Source organism: Kitasatospora sp. NPDC051853 (genome assembly GCF_044452665.1).
Lineage (GTDB): Bacteria > Actinomycetota > Actinomycetes > Streptomycetales > Streptomycetaceae > Kitasatospora.
Genome location: NZ_JBITBY010000003.1, coordinates 687,779 through 711,224, shown reverse-complemented (window position 1 = coordinate 711,224; position 23,446 = coordinate 687,779). Strand labels below are relative to the sequence as shown.

Annotated in this window: 19 protein-coding genes and 1 tRNA gene; 5 read left to right on the top strand and 15 right to left on the bottom strand. The window is 73.1% G+C overall.

Annotated elements, in window-relative coordinates; genetic code table 11:
* The coding region (locus ACIA8O_RS12270) for a hypothetical protein (protein WP_396293585.1) at positions 1-182 on the top strand (182 nt) is incomplete at its 5' end.
* Positions 183-194: 12 nt separating this feature from the next.
* Here ACIA8O_RS12270 and ACIA8O_RS12265 read toward each other — a convergent pair.
* Together ACIA8O_RS12265 and ACIA8O_RS12260 are read right to left on the bottom strand one after the other, a co-directional pair.
* The gene (locus tag ACIA8O_RS12265; protein WP_396293583.1) at positions 195-560 is read right to left on the bottom strand and encodes a transposase; all 366 of its coding nucleotides are present in this window, start codon (positions 558-560) and stop codon (positions 195-197) included.
* Entirely contained in the window at positions 557-1,096 is a 540-nt protein-coding gene (locus ACIA8O_RS12260; RefSeq protein WP_396293582.1) for a winged helix-turn-helix domain-containing protein, read from the bottom strand. Before ACIA8O_RS12260 ends, ACIA8O_RS12265 begins: the two co-directional genes overlap by 4 nt.
* Before the next feature lie 159 nt (positions 1,097-1,255).
* On the opposite strand from ACIA8O_RS12260, the gene ACIA8O_RS12255 reads away from it, so the two are divergent.
* From ACIA8O_RS12255 to ACIA8O_RS12245, 3 genes are read left to right on the top strand one after another with little or no spacing between them, the layout of a single operon-like run.
* The gene (locus ACIA8O_RS12255; RefSeq protein WP_396293581.1) at positions 1,256-1,567 is read left to right on the top strand and encodes a transposase; all 312 of its coding nucleotides are present in this window, start codon (positions 1,256-1,258) and stop codon (positions 1,565-1,567) included.
* Entirely contained in the window at positions 1,498-2,484 is a 987-nt protein-coding gene (locus ACIA8O_RS12250; RefSeq protein WP_396293613.1) for an IS3 family transposase, read from the top strand. The genes ACIA8O_RS12255 and ACIA8O_RS12250 overlap by 70 nt, the downstream gene beginning before the upstream one ends.
* Positions 2,484-4,022, top strand: a complete 1,539-nt coding sequence (locus ACIA8O_RS12245; protein ID WP_396293612.1) for a tyrosine-type recombinase/integrase — start codon at positions 2,484-2,486, stop codon at positions 4,020-4,022. The genes ACIA8O_RS12250 and ACIA8O_RS12245 overlap by 1 nt, the downstream gene beginning before the upstream one ends.
* Before the next feature lie 130 nt (positions 4,023-4,152).
* Here ACIA8O_RS12245 and ACIA8O_RS12240 read toward each other — a convergent pair.
* The 13 genes from ACIA8O_RS12240 to bldG form a co-directional block, all read right to left on the bottom strand.
* Positions 4,153-4,226 (bottom strand) — tRNA-Thr (locus ACIA8O_RS12240).
* 109 nt (positions 4,227-4,335) lie between these two features.
* Positions 4,336-4,992, bottom strand: a complete 657-nt coding sequence (gene leuE, locus ACIA8O_RS12235; RefSeq protein WP_396293579.1) for a leucine efflux protein LeuE — start codon at positions 4,990-4,992, stop codon at positions 4,336-4,338.
* A gap of 88 nt (positions 4,993-5,080) precedes the next feature.
* Positions 5,081-6,688, bottom strand: coding sequence for an alpha/beta hydrolase (locus tag ACIA8O_RS12230; RefSeq protein WP_396293577.1), 1,608 nt, complete (start codon positions 6,686-6,688; stop codon positions 5,081-5,083).
* A gap of 205 nt (positions 6,689-6,893) precedes the next feature.
* Complete coding sequence (locus tag ACIA8O_RS12225) at positions 6,894-7,964, bottom strand: hypothetical protein (protein ID WP_396293575.1); 1,071 nt, start codon at positions 7,962-7,964, stop codon at positions 6,894-6,896.
* A 210-nt stretch (positions 7,965-8,174) separates the two neighbouring features.
* The gene (locus ACIA8O_RS12220) at positions 8,175-9,404 is read right to left on the bottom strand and encodes a DNA polymerase III subunit delta' (RefSeq protein ID WP_396293573.1); all 1,230 of its coding nucleotides are present in this window, start codon (positions 9,402-9,404) and stop codon (positions 8,175-8,177) included.
* Between the two features lie 144 nt (positions 9,405-9,548).
* Entirely contained in the window at positions 9,549-12,785 is a 3,237-nt protein-coding gene (gene tmk / locus ACIA8O_RS12215; RefSeq protein ID WP_396293572.1) for a dTMP kinase, read from the bottom strand.
* A 186-nt stretch (positions 12,786-12,971) separates the two neighbouring features.
* Positions 12,972-15,839, bottom strand: a complete 2,868-nt coding sequence (gene topA / locus ACIA8O_RS12210) for a type I DNA topoisomerase (RefSeq protein WP_396293571.1) — start codon at positions 15,837-15,839, stop codon at positions 12,972-12,974.
* Between the two features lie 405 nt (positions 15,840-16,244).
* Complete coding sequence (locus tag ACIA8O_RS12205) at positions 16,245-16,700, bottom strand: DUF3592 domain-containing protein (protein WP_396293570.1); 456 nt, start codon at positions 16,698-16,700, stop codon at positions 16,245-16,247.
* Positions 16,701-16,949: 249 nt separating this feature from the next.
* A complete protein-coding gene (locus tag ACIA8O_RS12200; RefSeq protein WP_396293569.1) occupies positions 16,950-18,485 on the bottom strand; it encodes a methyltransferase in 1,536 nt (511 codons plus the stop codon).
* A 50-nt stretch (positions 18,486-18,535) separates the two neighbouring features.
* Positions 18,536-19,288 carry a hypothetical protein gene (locus ACIA8O_RS12195; protein WP_396293568.1) on the bottom strand — a complete coding sequence of 251 codons (753 nt, stop codon included), beginning with the start codon at positions 19,286-19,288 and terminating at the stop codon, positions 18,536-18,538.
* A 29-nt stretch (positions 19,289-19,317) separates the two neighbouring features.
* Complete coding sequence (locus ACIA8O_RS12190; RefSeq protein ID WP_396293567.1) at positions 19,318-19,686, bottom strand: cyclophilin-like fold protein; 369 nt, start codon at positions 19,684-19,686, stop codon at positions 19,318-19,320.
* A gap of 147 nt (positions 19,687-19,833) precedes the next feature.
* Positions 19,834-20,259, bottom strand: coding sequence for an ATP-binding protein (locus ACIA8O_RS12185; protein WP_396293566.1), 426 nt, complete (start codon positions 20,257-20,259; stop codon positions 19,834-19,836).
* Between the two features lie 274 nt (positions 20,260-20,533).
* The gene (gene bldG, locus ACIA8O_RS12180) at positions 20,534-20,875 is read right to left on the bottom strand and encodes an anti-sigma factor antagonist BldG (protein ID WP_345289613.1); all 342 of its coding nucleotides are present in this window, start codon (positions 20,873-20,875) and stop codon (positions 20,534-20,536) included.
* Between the two features lie 224 nt (positions 20,876-21,099).
* Here bldG and ACIA8O_RS12175 point away from each other — a divergent pair, with 224 nt between their 5' ends.
* The gene (locus ACIA8O_RS12175; protein WP_396293565.1) at positions 21,100-23,439 is read left to right on the top strand and encodes a DEAD/DEAH box helicase; all 2,340 of its coding nucleotides are present in this window, start codon (positions 21,100-21,102) and stop codon (positions 23,437-23,439) included.
* Positions 23,440-23,446 lie beyond the last annotated feature (7 nt).

Here is a 23,446-nt window from a genome sequence, read left to right as displayed (position 1 = left end):
AACTCCGGCGGGTAGTGCTTCATCCCCACAGGGACTCCGTTCTCCTGAACCATCAAGATCCAGTGTCCGGTGTCCTCACATCAGGGGGAAGGCCCGATCTTCTTCAGGCTGCGCCTGATGGCCCGGGCGAGCTGATCGAGGTCGGCGGCGGCGAGGTTGCCGATGGTGCGCTTGACCAGTGACCAGATGCCCTCCTACGGGTTGAGGTCCGGTGCGTACGACGGGAGTTGGAAGACGGTCAGCCACTCCTTGCTCGCCCGGACGAACTCCTGCATCGGCGGCATCAGGTGGGCACGGAGGTTGTCCCATACGAGCACGATCGGGCCTCCGAGCTGGATGTGCGCGCGGATCAGCAGGTCCCGGTAGTCCTGCCAGGTCAGGCCCTTCTTCTCGCCCTTGCGACCGTGGTAGACGTGGAAGCTGTAAAACATCCGGGACCGCTGACCGGGCTTGTAGCAGCTCAGCCCCGCCATGGAGACCCGGCCGGCTCCCCGCCCGCGCACCCGCACGACGGGGGTGCACCCGAGCCTGCCCCAGGTCCTGGCGCGCGGCGGCCTCATCGACTGCCCGGCTTCGTCCTCGAAGACGAGCCAGGCACCGCGGGCCGCCGCAGCGCTTTTACCCGCGGCCACGTGTCCTTCTTCCACAACTCCACTGCCGCATCGTCGCGTTCGATCGCCCGGCGGGCCGGCTGCTGCCACGACCAGCCGTTCCTCTTGAGCAGGACCCATGTGCCCTCCACGGTGTAGGAGACGTGGAACAGCCGGCCGATCAACGTCTTCACCCGCGCCAGGGTCCACCGCTGGTCCGCCCAGCCGTGGGCCAGCGGCCCGCGCTCCAACTCCCGCTCCAGTCGCGTGATCTGGGCGTCGGACAGCTTCGGACGACCGGGTGATCCCTTCGAAGCCACACCTGCCGCACCGCCGTCGCGCCACTGTCGGCGCCAGCGCTCCACCGAACGCACGCTTACCCGCAGCGCGGCCGCGATCTCCCGGTTCTTCTCCCCGCCCTCGAAGCGTTCTACGGCCTGCTGCCGGATCCGCTCCCGCGCGGCCCTCTCCGCGTCGGTCAAACCGCCGCCCTGTGCATACCTCACAGCACACGACTACCGGGACCGTCCCTCCGTCGGCAGGCGAACGCTACTGCTTCACCTGTCCGAGCGACATCACGCATTCAAGTTCAGTACTGAGGTTCCCCCGAGGTGCGGAAGGTGACCGGACATGACCTGATGGGTCGTGAGAAGGGAGCCTCTGCCATGGCTGCACCGATGAAGTACCCGCCCGAGTTGCGGCAGCGTGCTGTTGCCGCGTACCGCGCTGCCGACCCGAAGCCGGTGATCCGTCAGATGGCCCGCGACCTCGGGGTGCACCACGAGGCCCTGCGCAACTGGATCCGCCAGGACGAGGCGGACCAGGGCGAGCGTGACGACCGGCTGACCACGGTCGAGAAGGAGGAGCTGGCCGCTCTGCGCAAGGAGAACGCCGAGCTCCGCCGGTCCTGCGAGATCCTCAAGGCCGCCTCGGCTTTTTTCGCCCAGGAGCTCGACCCGACCCGGCGACGGTACTGAGGCTCATCGACGAGCACCAGGACCGCTTCGGGGCCGAGCCCGTCCTCCGGGAACTGCACATCCCCGCCTCCACCTACTACCGCTGGCGCCGTAACGTCCACAAGCCCTGCGAGCGCTGGCGCCACGACGCCGAGCTGACCGAGCACATCCGCCGCATCCACGCCGACTCCGACGCCACCTACGGCTCCCCGCGCATCCACGCCGTCCTGCGGCGCGAGGGCACCCACGTCGGCCGAAAGCGGGTCGAACGCCTGATGCGCCAAGCTGGCCTGCAGGGCGTCAGCCCGCGCCGGCCCCGCTCCTTCACTCGACGCGACCCGGCCGCCGAGTCCGCCCCGGACCTGGTCCAGCGCGACTTCACCGCGAACGCACCGAACCGATTGTGGGTGGCCGACATCTCGCTGATCCCGACCGGCGAGGGCCCGTGGTGGCTCGCCTCGATCCGCGACGCCTTCTCCCGAAGGATCGTGGGCTGGCACACCTCTGAACGCGCCGATGCCGACCTGGTCCTCACCGCCCTGGAGTACGCCTTGCACGGCCGCCCCATCGAGCCCGGGAAGCTGATCCATCACAGCGACCACGGCTGTCAGTACACGTCCATCAAACTCACAACTCGCCTACTGAAGGCGGGAATCGAGCCCAGCATGGGAAGCGTGGGCGACTCGTTCGACAACGCCCTCGCGGAGAACTTCTGGAGCGTGTTGAAGACCGAGTGCGTCCGCCGCACGACCTTCGCAACCCGAACCGACGCCGACCTCGCCCTGTTCGCCTACATCGACGGCTGGTACAACACCCACCGCATCCAGAAGCGCCTGGGCTGGCTCAGCCCGGACGAGTACGAGACTAAGTACTACGCCGACCAGGCGACGGCCGAACCAGTGGCCATCGAACCACCCACACCCGCCCTGACCAGGTAATCAGCGCCTCCCGCGCAGCGGGGGAAGCTCAGTACTGCCGCGACGCCGAGACTGGAAAGCCGCTCGGGAAGGCGTGCCCGAAGCTCGGCAGCCGCAAGCACGGCGCCTACTCCATACGCCAGGAGCTGCCCAACTCCGAGGACGGTACTCGCCGTTCGTTCAACCGCGCCGGCTACGAGACATTGAAGGAGGCGCAGGCCGACCTCGACCACGTTCGCGGCCTGCTCGCCCTCGGCAAGGAGGATCCCGACGACCTGGCCCTGGTCGCCGAGCTGCTGGTGAAGGTCGCCGACGAGAAGGCCCAGCTGCCCAACATCGAGGAGACCCGCAACCGCCTGAAGGCCGGTCAGGATCTGTCCAGTCGCGTCACCGTGGGCGAGTGGCTCGACACCTGGCTGGCTGGCAAGAAGATCCGCAAGTCCGGGATCACCCGCTACGAGTGTGACGTGCGGGTCCACCTCAAGCCCCGCATCGGGCACATCCGCGTCGACCGGCTACGGGTAAGCACGCTCGCCGAGATGTTCACGGCCATCGCCGACGCCAACGAGGAGATCCTCGAGAACAACGCCCTGCGGCACGCGCTGAAGGCCGAGCTCGCCACGGTGCCGATCAAGGGCGCGGAGAACCGCGCCCGCCGCAAGGCTCTGCACGCCGAACTCGCCGAGATGCCGCCCTTCCGGCGTACGACCGGCGCGGCCACCCGCCAGCGCATCCGGGCCACGCTCCGGACCGCCCTGAACGACGCGATCCCCGAGGGCCTGATCACCCTCAACCCGGCCGCCCACGTCAAGCTCGACCCGGCCGCCAAGCCGAAGGCTCTGGTCTGGACGCCGCAGCAGACCGGCGCATTCCTCGACTTCGTGGCTGCCGACCGCCTGTACGCGATGTGGCACGTGATCGCCTTCCGCGGGCTTCGCCGGGGCGAGGCGTGCGGCCAGCTGTGGTCCGAGACCAACCTCGACAACGGCTCGCTGACCGTGACGGCCCAGCTCGTGCAGGACGGCTGGGAGGTCGAGGAGTCCGACCCCAAGACCGACGGGAGCTTCCGGACCGTGGCGCTGGACGACGACACGGTGGCCGTCCTCCGACGCCACCGCGAGCGGCAGCAGAAGGAGCGGGCCGACTGGGGGCCGGCTTGGAAGGACACCGGCCGGGTCTTCACCAAGGAGGACGGTTCCTGGCTCCACCCCGGCAAGGTCACCGAAATGTTCGAGCGACTCGTGACCGCCTCCGGCCTGCCGCCGATCCGCCTGCATGACCTCCGTCACGGTGCGGCCACCCTCGCTCTCGCCGGCGGGGTCGACATGAAGGTGGTGTCCGACATGCTCGGCCACTCCTCCATCAAGATCACCTCGGACATCTACACCAGCGTCCTGCCCGAGATCGCCAAGGATGCCGCCGAGGCCGCCGCGAAGCTCGTCCCCCTCCAGCGGAAGACCGAAGCCGAGGCTCACACCAAGGCTGCAGCCGCAGCGGAGAAGGCGAAGCGGAAGGCCGCGAAGAAGGCGAAGTCCAAGGCCAAGAAGGCCAAGGGCTAACCCAAGATCAACACCCGCGCTCACGCATCACTCACGCAAGCGATCTCGTAGCGCGTCGCCGACGCCTGCCCACATACCAAGGAACGGCAAAAGGCCCAGGTCATGGACTAGATGACCTGGGCCTTCACTGAGCCGCCTGCGGGATTCGAACCCGCGACCTACGCATTACGAGTGCGTTGCTCTGGCCAACTGAGCTAAGGCGGCACCGTTGCGTGGGGTGTGTGAACACGCCTTCGGCAACGCGGGCCAGTCTACACGCTGCGCACTCGTGCTCCGTACCGACTTTCCGGCAGGCCCGGAGGCCGGGCCGGGGTCAGGCCGAGGAGACGGCCAGCTTGGCCGCGAAGCCGGCGAAGAGGGCGGCCACACCGGTGGTGAGGGTGGCCGAGAGGCGCTTGCGGCGGCGGAAGGCGGTGGCGAGGGTGGTGCCCGCGAAGATCAGCAGGGAGAGGTAGAGGACGCTGAAGGTCTGGAGGACGCCGCCGAGGAGGGAGAAGGAGAGGATCGGCGCGCCGTAGGTCGGGTCCACGAACTGGGTGAAGAACGACAAGAGGAACAGGATCGCCTTCGGGTTCAGCAGGCTGATCACCAGGGCGCGGCGGAACGGGCGCTCGGAGTCGGCGGCCGGGGTCTCGTCGGCGGTTCCGGTGGCCGGGAGGGCGTGGCGCTCGCGCCAGAGCTGGCGGGCGGCGCGGAGCATGCCGAAGCCGATCCAGAGCAGGTAGGCGGCGCCGCCGAACTTGACCACGGCGAAGACGGCCGGGTTGGCCTCCAGGAGGGAGGAGGCGCCGAGGGCGGTGAGGCTGATCAGGGTGAAGTCGCCGATGAAGACGCCGGCGGCGGCCTGGTAGCCGGTGCGTATGCCCTTGCGGGCGGCGACGGAGAGGACGTAGAGCGAGTTGGGGCCGGGCAGCAGGACGATGACCAGGGCGCCGAGCACGTACGTCGCCAGGTCGTTGACTCCGAGCACGGAGCACTCCTTGGGCGGGCAGGGGTAGGGGCGGTCATCGTACATACGGACCGCCCGGGCGCCGAAGCCACTTTCCGCCCGGTGTGAGCTACTTCGCGCAGCGGGTGCCGTCGGCCGGGGCGTCGCCGCCGAGGAGGTAGCGGTTGACCGCGCCGTCCACGCAGGTGTTGCGGCGGCCGTAGGCGGTGTGGCCGTCGCCGTCGTAGGTGAGGAGGCGGCCGGCGTCGAGCTGGTCGGCGAGGGACTGGGCCCAGGCGTAGGGGGTGGCGGGGTCGCGGGTGGTGCCGACCACCACGATGGGGGCGGAGCCGGCGGCGGCGATGGTGTGCGGGGCGCCGGTGGCGGGGACGGGCCAGTAGGCGCAGGCCAGGGCCATCCAGGCCATGTCGCGGCCGAAGTGGGCGGAGGACTTCTCGAAGTCCGGAACCGCGGCGGCGGCCTGGGCGGGGCCGGCGAAGGGGGCGGGGAGGTCGAGGCAGTTGACGGCCATGTTGGCGTACATCAGGTTCGGGTAGCTGCCGTCGGGCTCGCGCTCGTAGTACTGGTCGGAGAGCTTGAGCAGGCCGGTGCCGTCCCCGGACTTGGCGGAGGTGAGCGCGGTGCGCAGCTGGGGCCAGAGGAACTCGGCGTACATCGCGTGGATCACGCCGGTGGTGGCCTGGGCCTCCGTCAGCTTCCGGGTGGAGTCGGTGGGCAGCGGGGTGGCGTCGAGCTGCTTGAAGAGGGCGAGCAGCTGCTCGCCGGCCTTCTGCTCGGTGTCGCCGAGCGGGCAGTCGCCGCCGCGCTTGGCGCAGTCCTTGGCGAAGGCGGACCAGGCGGTCTCGAAGCCGGCCGCCTGGGTGCGGTTGCCGGCCACGGCGTCGAGCGCCGGGTCCATCGCGCCGTCGAGCACCATCCGGCCGACCTTGGACGGGAAGAGGCCGGCGTAGGTGGCGCCGAGGAAGGTGCCGTAGGACTTGCCGAGGTAGCTGATCCGCTCGTCGCCGACCAGGGCCCGCAGCACGTCGAGGTCGCGGGCCGACTCGACGGTGGAGACGTGGCCCAGGACGCCGCCGGCGTTCTGCTTGCACCCTTCGGCGAACTCCTTGTCGGCGGCCACCAGGGCGTCGATCTCCGACTGGTCGTCAGGGGTGATGTCGACGGCGGTGTAGGCGTCCATCCGCGGGCCGCTCAGGCAGGTCACCGGCCGGGAGCGGCCGACGCCGCGCGGGTCGAGCCCGACCAGGTCGTACCCGGCGCGGACCTCGGAGTCGTAGCCCTTGGCCACCGCCTCCACGTACTCGACGGCCGAGGCGCCGGGGCCGCCCGGGTTGAGCAGCAGCGAGCCGAGCTTGGCCCGGCCGCCGGGGCGGGTGGTGGCGGGCTTGCGGGCGGCGGTGAGGGTGAGCTCGCCGGCGGTCGGGGCGGCGTAGTCGAGCGGCACCTTGAAGGTGGTGCACTCGAACTCGCCGTCGCAGGGCTGCCAGGAGAGCTTCTGGGCGTAGTACGGGGCGAGCCCGGCCGGGGTCCCGTCGGGCAGCGGCTGGAGCGGGGTGGCGGCGGCGCTGCGGGTGGCCGAGGCACCCGAGGCGGCGGCGTCCGAGGAGGGCGGCGTGGACGACGCGGGGCTGTCGGACCGGCCCGAGGTGCAGCCGCCCACCAGCAGCGCGGCGGCCAGCAGGGCGGGCACGAGGCGGACGGGCCGGACTGCGCGCATCGGTGCGTCTTCTCTCGGCAGGAGGGGTCGGACGCCCCGAGCCTAGCGCCCGGTGATCGGCACGCCCGCGCTCCGGCGCACGGGTGCCGCCGCGCGCCTCGTCCCTGTACCCGAGCGCGCCGGGGCGCTGAACACACCAGCCGAGCGCACCGGCCGAGCACACCGGCTGAAGACGCCAGCCGAAGACGCCAGAGGGCCGGAGCGGTCAGTGCGTCAGGTTCTCCGCCAGGTACTGGACCGCGACCCGGACCAGCCGGAGCCGCTCCCGGTCCGGCGCGAAGTCCCGGACCACGTCGGAGAGCCGGACGTTGGCCTTGGCGGCCCGTCCCTGCCCCTCCTTCAGCGCCTTCTGCAGCCCGCGCGCCGCACCCAGCCCCTCCGCGTCGTCCTTGGCGGCGGCCAGCAGCAGCTTCGCCGCCGTGCCCTCCGGCGCCTCGGCCGCGGCGACCGCCAGCGCGGGGCCGTCGTACCGGCCGGAGACGGCGGCGGCCGCGCCGTACAGGTCGGGACGGGCCAGGCCGGCCGCGGCCGCGCAGGCCGCGCCGCCCTCGACGCCCAGCACGCCCCAGCCGCCGGGGCCGGGCGGCAGGGTGCGGAAGGCCGCGCCGACCGCCGTCCGCAGCGCCCGGTCGTCGGCGATGGCCTGCGGGGCGGCGGCGACCAGCTCGCAGGGGTGGCCGGTGCCGGCCGGGGCCTCGGGGGCGACCAGCACGAACGGGCGGGAGCGGCCCAGCTTCACGGCGGAGGCGACGCCCTCGAAGACGTCGGGCAGCTCGGCGTCGGCGGTACGGCCGGTGGTGCCGGCGTGCAGCACGACGACCGGGAAGCGGGCCTGCGGCTCGGCCCGGTAGCGGTCCGGCAGCCAGACCCGGACGGTCCGGGGGCGGCCGTCCGGCCCGGCCACCGCACCCTCCAGCAGCTCACCACCGGCGGGCCTGCCGATCAGGTCGAACTGCGTGACCACGGGCGGGAGTTCGGCGCCCGACGGGGAAGGCTGCACCGGCGGAGCGGCGGGCCGCTCGGGCGCCACCACGGCGGCGGCCTGCACCGGGGCCACGCCCCTGCCGTCCAGCACGAGGGCGACGGCGAGCGCGGTCACGCACATTCCGCACAGTACCGCGCCACCGGCCCTGATCAGCAACGGCCGCTGCTCGGCGGTCAGTTCGTAGGTCTGGGCCGCCTTCAGGTCGCGCCAGCGGACCAGCGCGGCCCGGCCCAGCAGGAACCCGGCGACCAGGGCCACCACCAGCGGCACGACGAGGAACGGTCTGGGCATGCGGCGCACCACCTCTCGGTTCTCGGTGCACAGCGTGCCGGGCTCGGCGAAAGGCGGCGGCGCGGCTCCCGGGGCGGGGGCGGGATTCACTCGAAGGGAGGAGGTGATGTTTCGTCAACCCACCGCCGTACGGCGGCAGCCGACCGCGGCGGCGCGAACGCCGAGGTACCGCTCGGCCACCGGGGTGTTGCTCAGCCCCTGGGGTGCCGCTCAGCCCGCCCGGAGCGCGACCGTCATCGCCTCGACCGCCAGCAGCGGGTCGACGTTCCGGTCCAGGGCCCGGCGGCAGGCCAGCACGGCCTCGATCCGGCGCAGCGTGTTCTCCGCGCTCCCGGCGCCCGCGACCCGGCCGAGCGCCGGGCGCTGGTCCTCGTTGGCCAGCGCGCCGGTGGAGCCGAGCTGGAGCGCCAGCACGTCCCGGTAGAAGCCGAGCAGGTCGAGCAGGGCGACGCCGAGCGTCTCGCGCCTGGTCCGGGTGGCCCGGCTCTTCTGGCGCTTCTCCAGCTCCTTGACGGCGCCCGCCATCCCGCGCGGCGCGCGGCTGCCCTCGACCGCCCCGTAAGCGGCCTTCAGGTCGTCCGTCTCCTTGGCGTCCTGACTCTCCGCCAGTGCCTCCGCGTCCGCCTTGGCGGTGTCCACCAGGCGCTGGGCGGCGGCCAGGCAGCCGCCGATGTCGGCGACCTCCAGCGGGATCTTCAGCACGTCCAGCCGGCGGGTCCGGGCCTGCTCGTCCACGGCCAGGCGGCGGGAGCGCTCGATGTCCCCCTGACCGGCCAGCGCCGCCAGCCGCGCCGTCTCCGGCTCGACCCCGTCCCGGCGGACCAGCATGTCGGCCACCGACTCGGCGGCCGGGGTGCGCAGCACCAGCAGGCGGCAGCGCGAACGGATGGTGGGGAGCACGTCCTGCACCGAGGGGGCGCAGAGCAGCCAGACGGTGCGCGGGGAGGGCTCCTCCACGCCCTTGAGCAACGCGTTGGCCGCCGCCTCGGTCAGCCGGTGCGCGGCGTCCACCAGGATCACCGACCAGCGGCCGCCGGTCGGGTAGCTGGCGGCGCGCAGCACCAGGTCGCGCATGTCACCGACACCGATCGAGAGGCCGTCGGTGCGGACGTACTTCACGTCGGCGTGGCTGCCGGAGAGCACCGTGTGGCAGCCGTCGCAGAAGCCGCAGCCGGGGACACCGCCGAGTTCGAGGTCCGGGCTGGTGCACTGGAGCGCGGCCGCGAAGGCCCGCGCGGCGGTGGTCTGCCCGGCACCCGGCGGGCCGGTGAACAGCCAGGCGTGCGTCATCAGCGAGGCGTTCCCGCCCGGCACCGGCGCGCCGCCTGACGGGGCGTCACCCGCGCGGCCGGCCGCCACCGTCGCCCGCGCCGCCACGGCCGCCGCCGTCAGCTGCTCGACCACCCGATCCTGGCCGACCAGGTCGTCCCACACACTCACGCCGCACTCCCTCGTCCCACCCGAGCCTAACCGCAACGGCGGACACCCACGGGCCCGCGGCCGACACCCGCCCCGCAGGCGGAAGGGGCGGGCCCGGCCACCGGCCGCACCCGCCCCTCCGTCCTGTCCCGCTGGTCCCGTCCGCTACTTGCGCTTGCGGCCCTTGCGGTCGCGCGGATCGTCCTCGCCGGTCTCCTCCCAGCGCGCCCACTCCTCGCGGGAGCCGAGCAGGCTGTCGGTCAGGCTGGGCAGGTCGTCCATCGGGGTCTCCTCGGCCCAGGACGGCCGCGGCCGCGGCTCCTCCCCGAGCACCGGGAGCTCCCGGGTGGACTCCGCCTCGGCCTCCGCCGGAACGTCCGGCTCGTCCCGCCACAGGCCGGACGGCACCCGGTCGGCGGGCTTGGCCGGCCCGCCCGTCACCTTGGGCAGCTCGGCCGTACGGGACGCCTCCACCGTGGGCAGCACCGCCGTCTCGTCGGCCGGCACGCGCGGCAGGACCGCGGTCTCGCCCGCCGCCTCCACCCGGGGCAGCACCGCCGTCTCGTCCGCGGGGACGCGCGGCAGCACGGCCGTCTCGTCGGCCGGCTTCCGGAGCTCGGTGGTGGCCTGGTCCCGGTCCCGGCCCGGGTGGGCCAGCTCCATGGTCGTGGTCGCCTCACTCGCAGCCGACCCCGAACCCGACCCTGCGCCCGTACCCGCACCCGCACCCGCGCTCGCGGCCTCCGCTGCCGCAGCAGCAGCCGTCGCCGCAGCAGCCGCGGCGGCAGCGACCCGCGCCGCCTCCGCCCGCTGCAGCGCCTCCTCGGCCCGCCGCCGCTGCTCGGCCCGCTGCTCCTCGCGCTGCCGCTGGAGCTCCGCCTGCGCCGCCGCCTCCGCCGCGAGCCGCTGCCGCTCCGCCTCCTCGGCCTTGCGCCGTTCGGCCTCCGCCGCCGCCCGGGCGGCCTCCTCCTCGGCCCGGCGGGCCGCCTCGGCCTCCGCCTTCAGCCGCGCCTCCTCGGCGGCCTTGGCCGCCGCCTCCGCCGCGAGCCGCTCGGCCTCCTCGCGGGCCAGCCGGTCCTTCTCCTCCTGCTCCTTGCGGAGCTCCTCCAGCAGTTCGAGCCGCTTGCGCTCGGCCTCCTCGGCCTCGGCCTTCAGGCGGGCCTCCTCGGCGGCGCGGCGCGCGGCCTCCTCGCGGGCCAGCCGCTCCTGCTCGATCCGGGCGGCCTTCTCCTTCTCGGAGAGCGGCAGTTCGCGGTCGAGCCGGTGGCGGATCGCGGTGGTGACGAAGGCGGGCTGCTGGCTGCCGTCCACCACCAGGTAGCGGGCGGGGTCGGCCGCGGCCAGCGCGAGGAACCCGGCGCGCACGCGGGCGTGGAACTCGGTGGGCTCGGACTCCAGCCGGTCGAGCGCCTCGGTGAAGCGCTCGCGCGCCGCCTCGGGGGCGACGTCCAGCACCACGGTCAGGTCGGGCACCAGCCCACCGGTCGCCCAGCGGGAGATCCGGCCGACCTCGGTGGCGGCCAGGTCGCGGCCGGCGCCCTGGTAGGCGATCGAGGAGTCCATGTACCGGTCGGTGATCACCACCGCGCCGCGCTCCAGCGCGGGGCGGATGACGTTCTCGACGTGCTCGGCCCGGTCGGCCGCGTAGATCAGCGCCTCGGCCCGGTGCGAGAGGCCGGTGTTGCCGACGTCCAGCACCAGGGCGCGCAGCCGCTGCCCGATCGGCGAACCGCCCGGCTCGCGGGTGACCACGACCTCGTGGCCCTTGCTGCGGATCCACTCGGCCAGCGCGTTCGCCTGGGTGGACTTGCCTGCGCCGTCACCGCCCTCCAGGGCGATGAAGTAGCCGGTGCCGCTCACCCGGTGGGCCGGAACCACGTCCGCGCCCCGGACCGAGCGCAGCAGCTCGCGGCCGAACGGCACGCTGCCCCGCTGGTCGTCGGTCTTCAGCAGCACCACGGCCGCCAGCACCAGCACCAGCAGCCCGGCCGAGCCCACGGCCAGCGCGGCGCCGTCGTGGATGAAGGTGAAACTGCCGGGCCGGACCTCGCCGAGCGAGATCTCGCCGTACCCGGCGGCGGCCAGCGGCATCAGCACCAGCGCGGCACCGACCACCACCCGCAGCACCGCGTACAGGTGCTCGGTGACCTTGGGCAGCCGGGCCTCCTCGACCTCCTGGGCGAGCAGGGTGCGGCCGGTGCCGATCACCACGCCGGCGGCCAGTCCGGCCAGCACGGTGAGCAGCAGCACCAGGACGAAGTCCAGCACCAGCCCGGCCAGGATCAGCGCCAGGCCCTCGGTGATCAGGGCCAGCGCCAGCAGCCGGCGGCGGGAGAGCGAGGGCAGCAGCGGGCGGGTGATCCGGACGCCGACGGCGGGGGCGAGGCCCGCGGCCAGCACCACCAGGCCGTAGCCGATCGGCCCGCCCCGGTGGTCGACCGAGGTGAGCGGGCCGAGCGCGGCCACGCCCGCCATCGAGGCGTAGGCGGCGGCCACCGCGAAGGTGAAGTAGGGGGCGGAGCCGGTCCGGCCCTTGCTCAGCGCGGGGCCGGGGGTGGCGTCGGTCGGGGCACGCAGGCCCTGCAGCGGGGAGCGCGGCGCACCGGCCGCGTCGGACGGCAGCTGCTGGAGGTACACCAGCACCGCGGAGGCGGCCAGCAGCAGCGCGGCGCCCACTCCGGCGGTGGTGAACTGGTGCACCCGCAGCCAGTCCGAGCCGAGGGCGGCGAAGACGTTGTTGAGCAGGGTCAGCCCGACCAGCAGGGCGCCGGCCAGCGGCACCACGGCCCAGCCGGTGCGCAGGTCGACCGAGCGGACGGTCTCCAGGTAGGCGGCCGAGGGCCGCTGCTCGGACTTGGCGGCGTACGGATCGGCGACCGGCAGCAGGCCCGGCACGGCCGCGTCCTTGGCCACCGTCCAGACCCGCTCGGCCGCACCGGCCAGGAAGGCGGTGCCGAGCAGCAGCCAGAGCGCCGAGCCGGACGACCAGGTGAGCCACCAGGGCGAGATCCCGATCAGGACCGCTCGGAAGGCGTCCGATCCGAACAGCACCCAGCGCCGGTCCAGCCTCGAAGCGACCAGACCGTGCACCGGTCCGAGCAGCGCCGCGCCGAACAGCAGGGTGGCCAGCAGCCGCGAGGCCAGCACCGCGGCGACGGCCAGCGCCCCCGCCCGGTACCCGTGCCCGAACTGACCACCGATCAGCGCGGCCACCCAGGCCAGGCCGACCAGCACCAGCAGGCCGAGCCGGTCACCGGCCCCGCCGATCAGCTGGGTGGTCCACAGCCTCCGGTACGGGCGCAGCCGCAGCAGCGCCCTGGCCCGCTCGCCGGGCGTCCCGGCGGGACGGATCTCCGGTGGCTCGGGGGCACTGGTCGGGCTGGGCTGCTCCTCGCTCGTCATACCGTCAGCGTAGCGGTCACCGCCCAGCGGATAAGAGGGGCGAGTCCCTCCGGAACCGCGTCATCACAGGGTTGTGACACTCCCCGCACCCGCCGCCCCGAGCCCGCCCGGCACCCGGCCCGCACCCTTCCCGGACGCGACGAGGGCCCGCACCGGAGTACGGGCCCTCGTCGCCGAGCGGTCGGCTCAGTCCTGCTCGGGAGCCGCCGCCTTCTTCGCCGCGACCTTCTTGGCAGTGGTCTTCGCCGCCGTGGTCTTGGCCGCCGTGGTCTTCTTGGCGGCCGTCTTCTTCGCGGTGGTGGTCTTCTTCGCGGTGGTGGTCTTCTTGGCGACGGTCTTCTTGGCCGCCGCCTTCTTCGCCGGGGCCTTCTTGGCCGCCTTCTTCACCGGCCCGCGGGCCCGCTTCTCGGCCAGCAGCTCGTAGCCGCGCTCCGGCGTGATGCCCTCCACCGAGTCGTCCTTGCGGAGCGTCGCGTTGGTCTCGCCATCGGTCACGTACGGTCCGAAACGGCCGTCCTTGACCACCACCGGTCGCTCGCTGACCGGGTCGGTGCCCAGCTCCTTGAGCGGCGGCGCGGCGGCGGCCCGGCCGCGCTGCTTCGGCTGGGCGTAGATCGCCAGCGCCTCCTCCAGGGTGACCGTGAACATCTGCTCCTCGCTGGTCAGCGAGCGCGAGTCGGTCCCCTTCTTGAGGTACGGGCCGTACCGGCCGTTCTGCGCGGTGATCTCCACGCCCTCGGCGTCGGTGCCGACCACCCGGGGCAGCGAGAGCAGCATCAGCGCGTCGGCCAGCGTGACGGTGTCCAGCGACATCGTCTTGAGCAGCGAGGCGGTGCGCGGCTTGACCGCGTTCTTGCCGGTCTTCGGGGTGCCCTCGGGCAGGATCTCGGTGACGTACGGGCCGTAGCGGCCGTCCTTGGCGACCAGCATGTTGCCGGACTCCGGGTCCTTGCCCAGCTCGAAGTCGCCGCTGGGCTTGGCCAGCAGCTCCTCGGCCAGCTCGACGGTCAGCTCGTCCGGCGGCAGCTCGTCCGGGATGTCGGCCCGCTGGCCGGCCTCGCCCTCGACCGGCGAGGCCTTCTCCACGTACGGGCCGTAGCGGCCGACCCGCAGGGTGATCTCCTCGTTCAGCGGGAACGAGCTGATCTCCCGGGCGTCGATCGCGCCCAGGTCGGTGACCAGCTCCTTGAGCCCGCCGAGGTGGTCGCCGTCGCCGTTGCCCGCGTCGGCGGCGCCGCCGGCGACGGCCGCGCCCTCGCCCTCGCCGAAGTAGAAGCGCTTGAGCCACGGCACGGACTCGGCCTCACCGGCCGCGATCCGGTCGAGGTCGTCCTCCATCTTGGCGGTGAAGTCGTAGTCGACCAGCCGGCCGAAGTGCTTCTCCAGCAGGTTCACCACGGCGAACGACAGGAAGGAGGGGACCAGCGCGGTGCCCTTCTTGAAGACGTACTTCCGGTTGATGATCGTGTCGATGATCGACGCGTAGGTCGACGGACGGCCGATCTCCCGGTCCTCGAGCTCCTTGACCAGCGAGGCCTCGGTGTAGCGGGCCGGCGGCTTGGTCGAGTGGCCCTCGGGGTTGAGCTGCTCGGCGGCCAGCGGGTCGCCCTCGGCGACCTGGGGCAGCCGGCGCTCGCGGTCGTCCAGCTCGGCGTTCGGGTCGTCGGCGCCCTCGACGTAGGCCTTGAGGAAGCCGTGGAAGGTGATGATCTTGCCGGAGGCGGAGAACTCCACGTCCTGCCCGGTGGCGGCCCGGCCGCCGACCTTGACCGTCACCGACTGGCCGACGGCGTCCTTCATCTGGGAGGCGACGGTGCGCATCCAGATCAGCTCGTAGAGCCGGAACTCGTCGCTGCTCAGCCCGGTCTCGGCCGGGGTGCGGAAGCGGTCGCCGGAGGGGCGGATCGCCTCGTGCGCCTCCTGGGCGTTCTTGACCTTGGAGGCGTAGGTGCGCGGCGCGTCCGGCAGGTAGTCGGCACCGTAGAGCTGGGTGACCTGGGCCCGGGCGGCCGCGATCGCGGTGTCCGAGAGCGTGGTCGAGTCGGTGCGCATGTAGGTGATGAAGCCGTTCTCGTACAGCTTCTGGGCCACCTGCATGGTGCGCTTGGCGCCGAAGCCCAGCTTGCGGCTGGCCTCCTGCTGGAGCGTGGTGGTGCGGAACGGCGCGTACGGCGAGCGGCGGTACGGCTTGGACTCGACGCTGCGGACCGAGAACGCGGTCTGCTCCAGGGCGGCGGCCAGCGCGCGGGCGGCCGTCTCGTCCAGGTGCAGCGTGTTGCCGGTCTTCAGCTGCCCGTCCGGGCCGAAGTCGCGGCCGCTGGCGATCCGCTTGCCGTCCACCTGGGAGAGCCGGGCGCCGAAGGACTCCGGGTTGGCGGCGTCCACGGCGGTGCGGCCGGTGCCGAAGGTGCCGGTCAGGTCCCAGTAGGAAGCGGTGCGGAAGGCCATCCGCTCGCGCTCGCGCTCGACCACCAGGCGGGTGGCGACGGACTGCACGCGGCCCGCCGAGAGCTTCGGCATGACCTTCTTCCAGAGCACCGGCGAGACCTCGTAGCCGTAGAGGCGGTCGAGGATGCGGCGGGTCTCCTGGGCGTCCACCAGGCGCTGGTTCAGCTCGCGCGGGTTGCGGACGGCCTCCTGGATGGCGTCCTTGGTGATCTCGTGGAAGACCATCCGGTGCACCGGCACCTTGGGCTTCAGGACCTGCTGGAGGTGCCACGCGATGGCCTCGCCCTCGCGGTCCTCATCGGTGGCGAGGAAGAGCTCGTCGGACTCCGCGAGCAGCGACTTCAGCTTGGTGACCTGCGACTTCTTGTCCGCGTTCACCACGTAGATCGGAGCGAAGTCGTGGTCCACGTCGACGCCGAGGCGGCGCACCTCGCCGGTGTACTTGTCCGGCACCTCGGCGGCCGTGCCGGGGAGGTCGCGGATGTGCCCGACGCTGGCCTCGACGACGTAGCCGGGGCCCAGGTAGCCCTTGATCGTCTTGGCCTTGGCCGGCGACTCGACGATGACGAGTCGCTTGCCGTGCGCGGTCTCGCTGCTCGGGGACACCTTCGCTCTTCTCTCCCGGTCGTTACGTCTGCTGGGCGGCGCGTGGCGGCCGGGAAGAGCGCGAAAACCCCGTCCTCCCCGCCGTGTGGAGCTGCCGCTCCGCGACGGCCCCACCAGCGGAGTGTGACCGTACCCTGGCCACCCTTGTCAAACGAACGGATCGCACTTTTTCACCGGCAAGGCCGACCTACGCCACTCGAACGGTAACCCGATGACGAGCGTTCCCGCCGCGCGGAGGGGGGTACCGGGCCTCCGGGGAGTCGGATTCCGGACGTCGGAGACCGCTCAGCGCGCACGCGCGGAGGAGCCGGAACGGGCCCGCCCCGCACTCCGGCCGACGTCCGACCCCTTGCGGGAAGCGGCTGGATCGCATCCGCACCAAAAGGCGCGGCGCCTCACGGACCCTCAGCGGGCGAGGACCTCGCCGAGCAGGCTGAGGCCGGCGGCCAGCGCGCTGGTGCCGAGCAGCAGCCAGAGCGCGTCCCCGGGGACGGCCGAACCCGCCGAGCCGGCCGCCAGCACCACGCGGTTCGGCCGCCGGGCGTCGTACCGCACCTGCACCGCCGTGCCGGGGGTCAGCCAGGCCGGGCGCCGCAGTGGGGTGTGCCCGCGCGGCCGGGTCAGCACGGAGTGGTCCGGGCCGGTCGGGACGGAGAGCAGCGGGGCGCTGTCCAACTCGCCGTAGGTGTCGACGCGGTGCTCGCCGAAGGCGTCGCGGTCCGCGACCACCCGGGCGGTGGCGGGCACGCCGTGACGGCGCAGTCGGTGGCGAAGTCGCAGTTCGACAGCGCACCAGAGCAGCAGCGCGCTACCGAAGAACGTGAGTACCACCCCTGCCACCAACGCCGTCGGCGTCTCCATCTCCCCGCCCCTCCGTCCGCCCCGCCTCGTCCACAGCCTGTGGACGGGAGGCTGGCAGCCACGGACGGCGGGGCGCCGTACGCCCGCCGAAGCAGGGGCGACCCAGGGGTGAACCGGAGATGACGGATCGCCACAGAACCCCTGGTGACCACCCGGCGGGCCCGGCCCCGCCACCCCCGCGTTCGAACACCGCCGGTGCCGGAGGACTGTCCACCGCCTGTGGACAACCCTCCGGCACCGGCCGTCGCGTCACCCCACCGGCTCGATGAACCCCTGCTCGGTCAGCAGTCGCAGCGACTCCGGCACCCGGTCCCGCAGCACCACCCGGTCCTCGCCGAGCAGCTGGGCGATGGCGTCCACGATCTCGCCCGCCGCCAGCGTGCCGTCGCACACCCCGACGAAGCCCGCGCCGACGGTGTCCACCTTGGTCGCCCGGCGCATGCCCCGGTTGTGACGGAGGATCACGTGCTCCGGGTCCTCCGCGCCGGGGGCGCCGACCTGCTCCTGCACCACCTCGTCGGCCAGCCGGTAGCGGGCCGCCAGCAGCGCGGCGTCGTCGTGGCCGCGGAGGAAGTCCTGCCGGCCGAACCAGCCCTCGATGTGCGGGCCGAGCGGCTGCTCGACCGGGTGCGGCCACTCCTCGATCCGGACCGTCGGCTGCTCCGCGCCGCCCGCCCGCAGGGTGATCCAGCCGAAGCCGATGCCCTCGACCCCGCCCGCCTCGAAGGCGTCCAGCCACTCGCCGTACCGGGCCTGGTAGTCCGAGCCCGGGCCCCGGTGGTCGCCGCCGTCGCGCAGCCAGAGCTCGGCGTAGTGGGCCACGTCCTGGACGTCGCGCTGCACCACCCAGGCGTCCAGGCCGGTCCCGGCCACCCAACCGGCCACCCGGTCGTGCCAGTCCTCGCCCTTGACGTGCTGCCAGTTCGCCAGCAGGTGGCAGTAGCCACCGGGCTCCAGGTGCGCGGCCGCGCCCCGGACGATCGACCGGCAGAGCTCGTCGCCCGCCATCCCGCCGTCCCGGTAGACGAAGCGGCTGCCGGGCGAGATCACGAACGGCGGGTTGGAGACGATCAGGTCGAACTTCCCGTCCCCGACCGGCTCGAACAGGCTGCCCTCGGCGGTCTCCACGTTCTCGAAACCGGAGAGCGCCAGGGTCAGCGCGGTGAAGTGCAGCGCGCGGTGGTTCAGGTCGGTCGCGGTGACGTGCTGCGCGTGCCGGGCGGTGTGCAGCGCCTGCACGCCCGAACCGGAGCCCAGGTCGAGCGCCCGGCGCACCGGACGGCGCACGGCCAGGTTGGCCAGCGTGGTGGAGGCCCCGCCGACGCCGAGCACCAGGTCCTTGCGGGCCACCCCGTGCGAGGTCTCTCCGGACCCGATCCCACCCGCGCCGCCGACCGCACAGCCCAGGTCCGAGACCACCCAGGCGTCGGCACTGGGCAGCCCGGCCACCTCGTTGGCGTACGGGCGCACGTCCACGGTGGCCCGCACCTGCTCGCCGTCCCGCACCAGCCAACGGTCCGTCAGGCAGTCCTCCACCGGCAGCGCGGCCGCCGCGGCGGCGTACGGCACCGGCTGCTGCAGCAGGAACAGCCGCACCAGGGTCTCCAGCGGGCTGCCGCCCCCGGTCGCCCGCAGCGCGGGCACCGCCTCGCTCCGGGCGAGCGCGGCGTACGCGGTCGGCCCGAGCAGGTCGAGGCACCCGTCGGCGGTGTACGAGGCGGCGAGCAGCGCCTCGCGCAGCTTCGCGAGGCGGGCATGGTCAAGCACAGGGCTGCTACTGGTCACCGCCCCATTCTCCCGCCTGCCGACGGGGCGGCCTCCCGGTCCCCGGTGGGTCAGCCGCTCGGCGTGGCGGACGGGGTCGCCGCGGGCGACTGGCCGGCGGCCGGCGACTGGCCCGCACCGGCACCCTGGCCGTCCGTCGGCGTGCCGCCCAGCGCCGGGGTCCCGGCGGGCGTCTGGGCGGGCGTCTGCCCCGGGGTCTGACCCGGCGTCTGGGCGCCGCCCTGGCCGGGCGTCTGACCGGCCGTCGGGGCCTGGGACGGCTTGCAGCCGGTCTGCTTGGAGATCGCCACGCCGAGCTCGCCGCTCTGGAGCGTGTTGAGCGCGGCCGTGGACTGCTGGGCCAGCCGCTGGATCTGGTCGCCGACGCTGCGCAGACCGTCGGCGAACTTCGCCTGGTCCCCGTTGGGCAGCGCGGTCAGCTTCTGCTGGACGTCCAGGTAGCCCTGGGCCGCCTGCTTGAGCTCCTCGGTCGCCCCCTGGTGGACCTTGGCGCCCTCGCCGATCTTCGGCACACCCGCCTTGCCGATCGCGTCGGCCAGCTGCTGGTTGGTCTGCGCCAGCGTCCCGAGGTCGGCGGCGAGCCGCTTCTGCAGGTCCGCCGGAGCCTCGCCCGGGACGACCTTGCCGCTGTCCTCGAGCGCGGCCGAGGACTGCACGATCGGGTCGTGGGCGGCGTCGCAGACGGTCTTCGCCCAGGAGTCGAGCGCGGCGGCGGAGTTGTCCTCGCCGCCGCAGCCGACGGCGCCCACCGCCAGCGTCAGGCCCAGCACGGGTGCGGCCCACAGCCGCTTCTCGAACTTCACCCTGCGAACCTACACGGCACCGCTCGGGCTCAGGCCCGCTGCACCCGGATCACGTCCCCGGGCCGGACGGTGCGCAGCACGGCGGGATCGCCGTCCAACGCGCCCAGCAGGTTGCAGGGGCTGGCGAGCCTGCACTCGCCGGCGCGCGAGACGGGTGTCGGGCCGTAGGGAAGGGCCAGACTGTCGCCCTCGGTCCAGAACGCGACGGTGCCCGGCTCGACCACCTGGGCGGCGTCCTCCTCGATCGGGGCGGCGACGGGCGTGCCGAAGTAGACCTCCTCACCCCAGGTGTTGGCGGAGGAGGTGATCGGCAGCGCCGCCCAGAGCGCCTCGGACGTGGGGGTGCGCCTCAACGTGGCCGTGGTGTGCCCGGCCGGCCAGAGGATACGGATACGCATGGGGAAGGTGTCCTTCTCTCGAAACGGATCCGATCGCGCCGAGAGCAGGGAACAGCCATCTTCAACAATTTGTCAATGCCATCCGGGGTCCCCGGTCTCCCCTGACCCCCTCAAGACCCTCGGGACCTTCGAGACCCTTCGGGATCCTCAGAACTCGTCGAGCTCCGGCAGCAGCGGCCAGCTCATCCGGATCAGCCCGCCACTGGCACCCGAGGTCACCTCGACGTCCTCGACCAGGCCGGTGATCACCGCCAGCCCGAGCGCGTCCTCGGCGTCCTCCCCGGCCTCCTCGGCGTCACTGCCGACCGGCGGCAGACCGGCGGGGCCGGCCTCGTCCTCGACCTCGATGAGGAAACGCTTCTCCTGATCGGTGAGCGCAACCCGGACCGCGCCGTCGACACCGCCGCGCTGGTGCAGCCCGACCGCCCGCGAACAGGCCTCGCCGACCGCGAGCCGGACCTCGTCGAGCACCGACTCATCGACTCCGGCGCGCCTCGCCACCGCCGCGGCCACCAGACGGGCCGTCCGCACGTGCTCGGGAAGTGCACTGAACCGAAGTTCGACCGTTGCCATTGTCTTCCCCTCCGGGATCGTGCCCGGGATCGCACCCCGGGCTCGCGCGGGCCGGACGGCGCCGCGCCGGGGCAGTCGCCCACCATCCGCCACCGGCGGGGCCGCAGTGGCCCCGCCGGTGTGCGAGTGAGCTTCTATGGAGCGCCGCCGAACGGAGCTGAGCGGAACCGAGGCTCCGAACCACCCTGCTGACGGCTCATCAGCACCGCCCGGCCCGTGCCGGAACGGCCCTGATGCCTGGTCAGTCCACCAGGCGAGGGTGCCTGAGCACCCGTCAGTCGTTCGCCGCGACCGCGTCGTCCACCGACGTGTGAATCGGGAAGACCTTGGTCAGACCGGTGATCCGGAAGATCTTCAGGATGCGCTCCTGGTTGCACACCAGACGGAGCGAACCCTCGTGCGCGCGGACGCGCTTGAGACCGCCGACCAGGACACCGAGACCGGTCGAGTCCAGGAAGTCCACGCCCTCCATGTCGACGACCAGGTGGTAGTTGCCCTCGTTGACGAGCTCGACCAGCTGCTCGCGCAGCTTGGGGGCGGTGTACACATCGATCTCGCCGCCAACCTCGACGACCGTACGGTCGCCGACAGTGCGGGTCGACAGGGACAGGTCCACGGAACCTCCAGCACCTTGCCTTGCTACGTCATTGCGATCCTCGGCCGGGTGGCCGCCACCGCTTGGTCGCAAGGCCGGGCACGGCACGGCCGCTGATCTCGTGCGAGCGCGGCGATGCAACCCTCGGCCATGCGGCCGTCACGGCTTCATTCAACCACCTGTGACCATGCCCGCACGATGGCTTGGCGCGATTCTCCGCCACGGCAGTGACACACTGGATGCTCATGCCGCCCCGTCACCACCAGCCAGAGGCCCTGCTGACCACCCTGTCCACCAGCCGTGGCAGGGCCGACCGCCTCACCCATACGGAGCACATGGCAGCCCGGCCCGCCCGGTACGCACCGTGGCCGGAAGGCATCCGGCCCGAGATCGTGGCAGCCGCCCGGGAGCTCGGCATCACGGAGCCGTGGGCCCACCAGGCCGAGGCGATGGAATTGGCGAAATCAGGCCAAACTGTGGTGCTGGCCACAGGGACCGCCTCCGGCAAGTCGCTCGGCTACCTGGCACCGGTCCTCAGTGACCTGCTCAGCGGCACCGAGGCGCGCAACGGGCGCGGCGCCACCGCGCTCTACCTCGCACCGACCAAGGCCCTCGCCGCCGACCAGCGCCGCCGCGCCACCGAGCTCGCCCCCGGCCGGGTGCGGGCCGCCCTCTACGACGGGGACACCCCGTTCGAGGAACGCGAATGGGTGCGCCAGTACGCCTCCTACGTCCTGACCAACCCCGACATGCTGCACCGCGGGATACTGCCCGCGCACCCGCGCTGGGCCTCCTTCCTCAAGACCCTCCAGTACGTGGTCATCGACGAGTGCCACACCTACCGGGGCGTCTTCGGCTCGCACGTCGCCCAGGTGCTGCGACGGCTGCGACGGCTCTGCGCCCGCTACGGCTCCTCGCCCACCTTCCTGCTCGCCTCCGCCACCACCGCCGATCCGGCCGTCACCGCACAGCGGCTGACCGGCCTGCCGGCGGTGGCCGTGACCGAGGACGCCTCGCCGCGCGGGCCGCTGGTCTTCGCCCTCTGGGAGCCGCCGCTCACCGAGAACGTCGGTGAGCAGGGCGCACCGGTGCGCCGCACCGCCACCGCCGAGGCCGGGTACCTGCTGACCGAACTGGTCGAGCAGGGCACCCGCACCGTGGTCTTCGTCCGCTCCAGGCGGGCCGCCGAACTGGTCGCCCTCCAAGCCCAGGAGCAGTTGGGCAACCCGCTGGCCTCCCGGGTCGCCGCCTACCGCGGCGGCTACCTGGCCGAGGAGCGCCGGGGGCTCGAACAGGCCCTGCACTCCGGCCGCCTGCTCGGCCTGGCCTCCACCTCCGCGCTCGAACTCGGCGTGGACGTCTCCGGCTTGGACGCCGTCCTGATGGCCGGCTACCCCGGCACCCGGGCCTCGCTCTGGCAGCAGGCCGGGCGGGCGGGGCGGGAGGCCCAGGGGGCGCTCGCGGTGCTGATCGCCCGGGACGACCCGCTGGACACCTACCTGGTGCACCACCCGGAGGCCCTGTTCGACACCCCGGTCGAGGCCACCGTGCTCGACCCGGACAATCCGCATGTGCTCGCCCCGCACCTGTGCGCCGCCGCCGCCGAACTCCCGCTCGGCGCCGAGGACCTGACGCTGTTCGGCCCGTCCACCGAACCGCTGCTGCCGGTGCTGGAGAAGCGCGGCCTGCTCCGCCGGCGGACGGACGGCTCCTGGTACTGGACCCGCCGGGAACGGGCCGCCGACGCCGTGGACCTGAGGGGCAACGGCGGCCACCCCGTACAGATCGTGGAGGGATCGACCGGGCGGCTGCTCGGCACCGTGGACGCGGCCGCCGCCCACACCACCGTGCACACCGGAGCGGTCCACCTCCACCAGGGCCGCACCTACCTGGTGCAGGACCTCGACCTGGAGACCTCGGTCGCCCTGGTCGAACCGGCCGACCCTCCCTACACCACCTCCGCCAGGGACATCACCTCCATCTCCGTGCTCTCCACCGACACCACCGTCGAATGGGGCGAGGCCCGGCTCTGCTTCGGCTCGGTGGAGGTCGTCAACCAGGTGGTCGGATACCTGCGCAAGCGCATCTCCACCGGCGAGATCTTGGGTGAGAGCAAGCTCGACCTGCCGCCCCGGACACTGCGCACCCGCGCCGTCTGGTGGTCCGTCACCGAGGACCAACTGCTCGACGCCGTCATCCCCTTCGACCAGCTCTCGGGCGCTGCCCACGCGGCGGAACACGCCTCGATCGGCCTGCTCCCGCTCTTCGCGACCTGCGACCGGTGGGACATCGGCGGAGTCTCGGTACCGCTGCACCCGGACACCGGCCTGCCGACGGTCTTCGTGTACGACGGCCACTCGGGCGGGGCCGGCTTCGCCGAACGGGGCTTCCGCGGCGCCGAGCAGTGGCTCACCGCGACCCGCGAGGCGATCGCGGCCTGCGAGTGCGAGCGGGGGTGCCCGTCGTGCGTGCAGTCCCCGAAGTGCGGCAACGGGAACGACCCGCTGGACAAGGCGGCGGCGGTGCGGCTGCTGGACGTGCTGTTGGCCGGCGCCCCAGGGCGGCAGGCCGGGAACGGGAGCTGACTGCTCC

Bases quoted from the DNA above. Each gene is read 5' to 3' on its own strand.
- ACIA8O_RS12265 (WP_396293583.1), bottom strand. From the start codon at position 560: ATGAGGCCGCCGCGCGCCAGGACCTGGGGCAGGCTCGGGTGCACCCCC.
- ACIA8O_RS12255 (WP_396293581.1), top strand. From the start codon at position 1,256: ATGGCTGCACCGATGAAGTACCCGCCCGAGTTGCGGCAGCGTGCTGTT.
- ACIA8O_RS12230 (WP_396293577.1), bottom strand. From the start codon at position 6,688: ATGCGCGCAGTCCGGCCCGTCCGCCTCGTGCCCGCCCTGCTGGCCGCC.
- ACIA8O_RS12225 (WP_396293575.1), bottom strand. From the start codon at position 7,964: ATGCCCAGACCGTTCCTCGTCGTGCCGCTGGTGGTGGCCCTGGTCGCC.
- tmk (WP_396293572.1), bottom strand. From the start codon at position 12,785: ATGACGAGCGAGGAGCAGCCCAGCCCGACCAGTGCCCCCGAGCCACCG.
- ACIA8O_RS12205 (WP_396293570.1), bottom strand. From the start codon at position 16,700: ATGGAGACGCCGACGGCGTTGGTGGCAGGGGTGGTACTCACGTTCTTC.
- ACIA8O_RS12190 (WP_396293567.1), bottom strand. From the start codon at position 19,686: ATGCGTATCCGTATCCTCTGGCCGGCCGGGCACACCACGGCCACGTTG.
- ACIA8O_RS12185 (WP_396293566.1), bottom strand. From the start codon at position 20,259: ATGGCAACGGTCGAACTTCGGTTCAGTGCACTTCCCGAGCACGTGCGG.
- ACIA8O_RS12175 (WP_396293565.1), top strand. From the start codon at position 21,100: ATGCCGCCCCGTCACCACCAGCCAGAGGCCCTGCTGACCACCCTGTCC.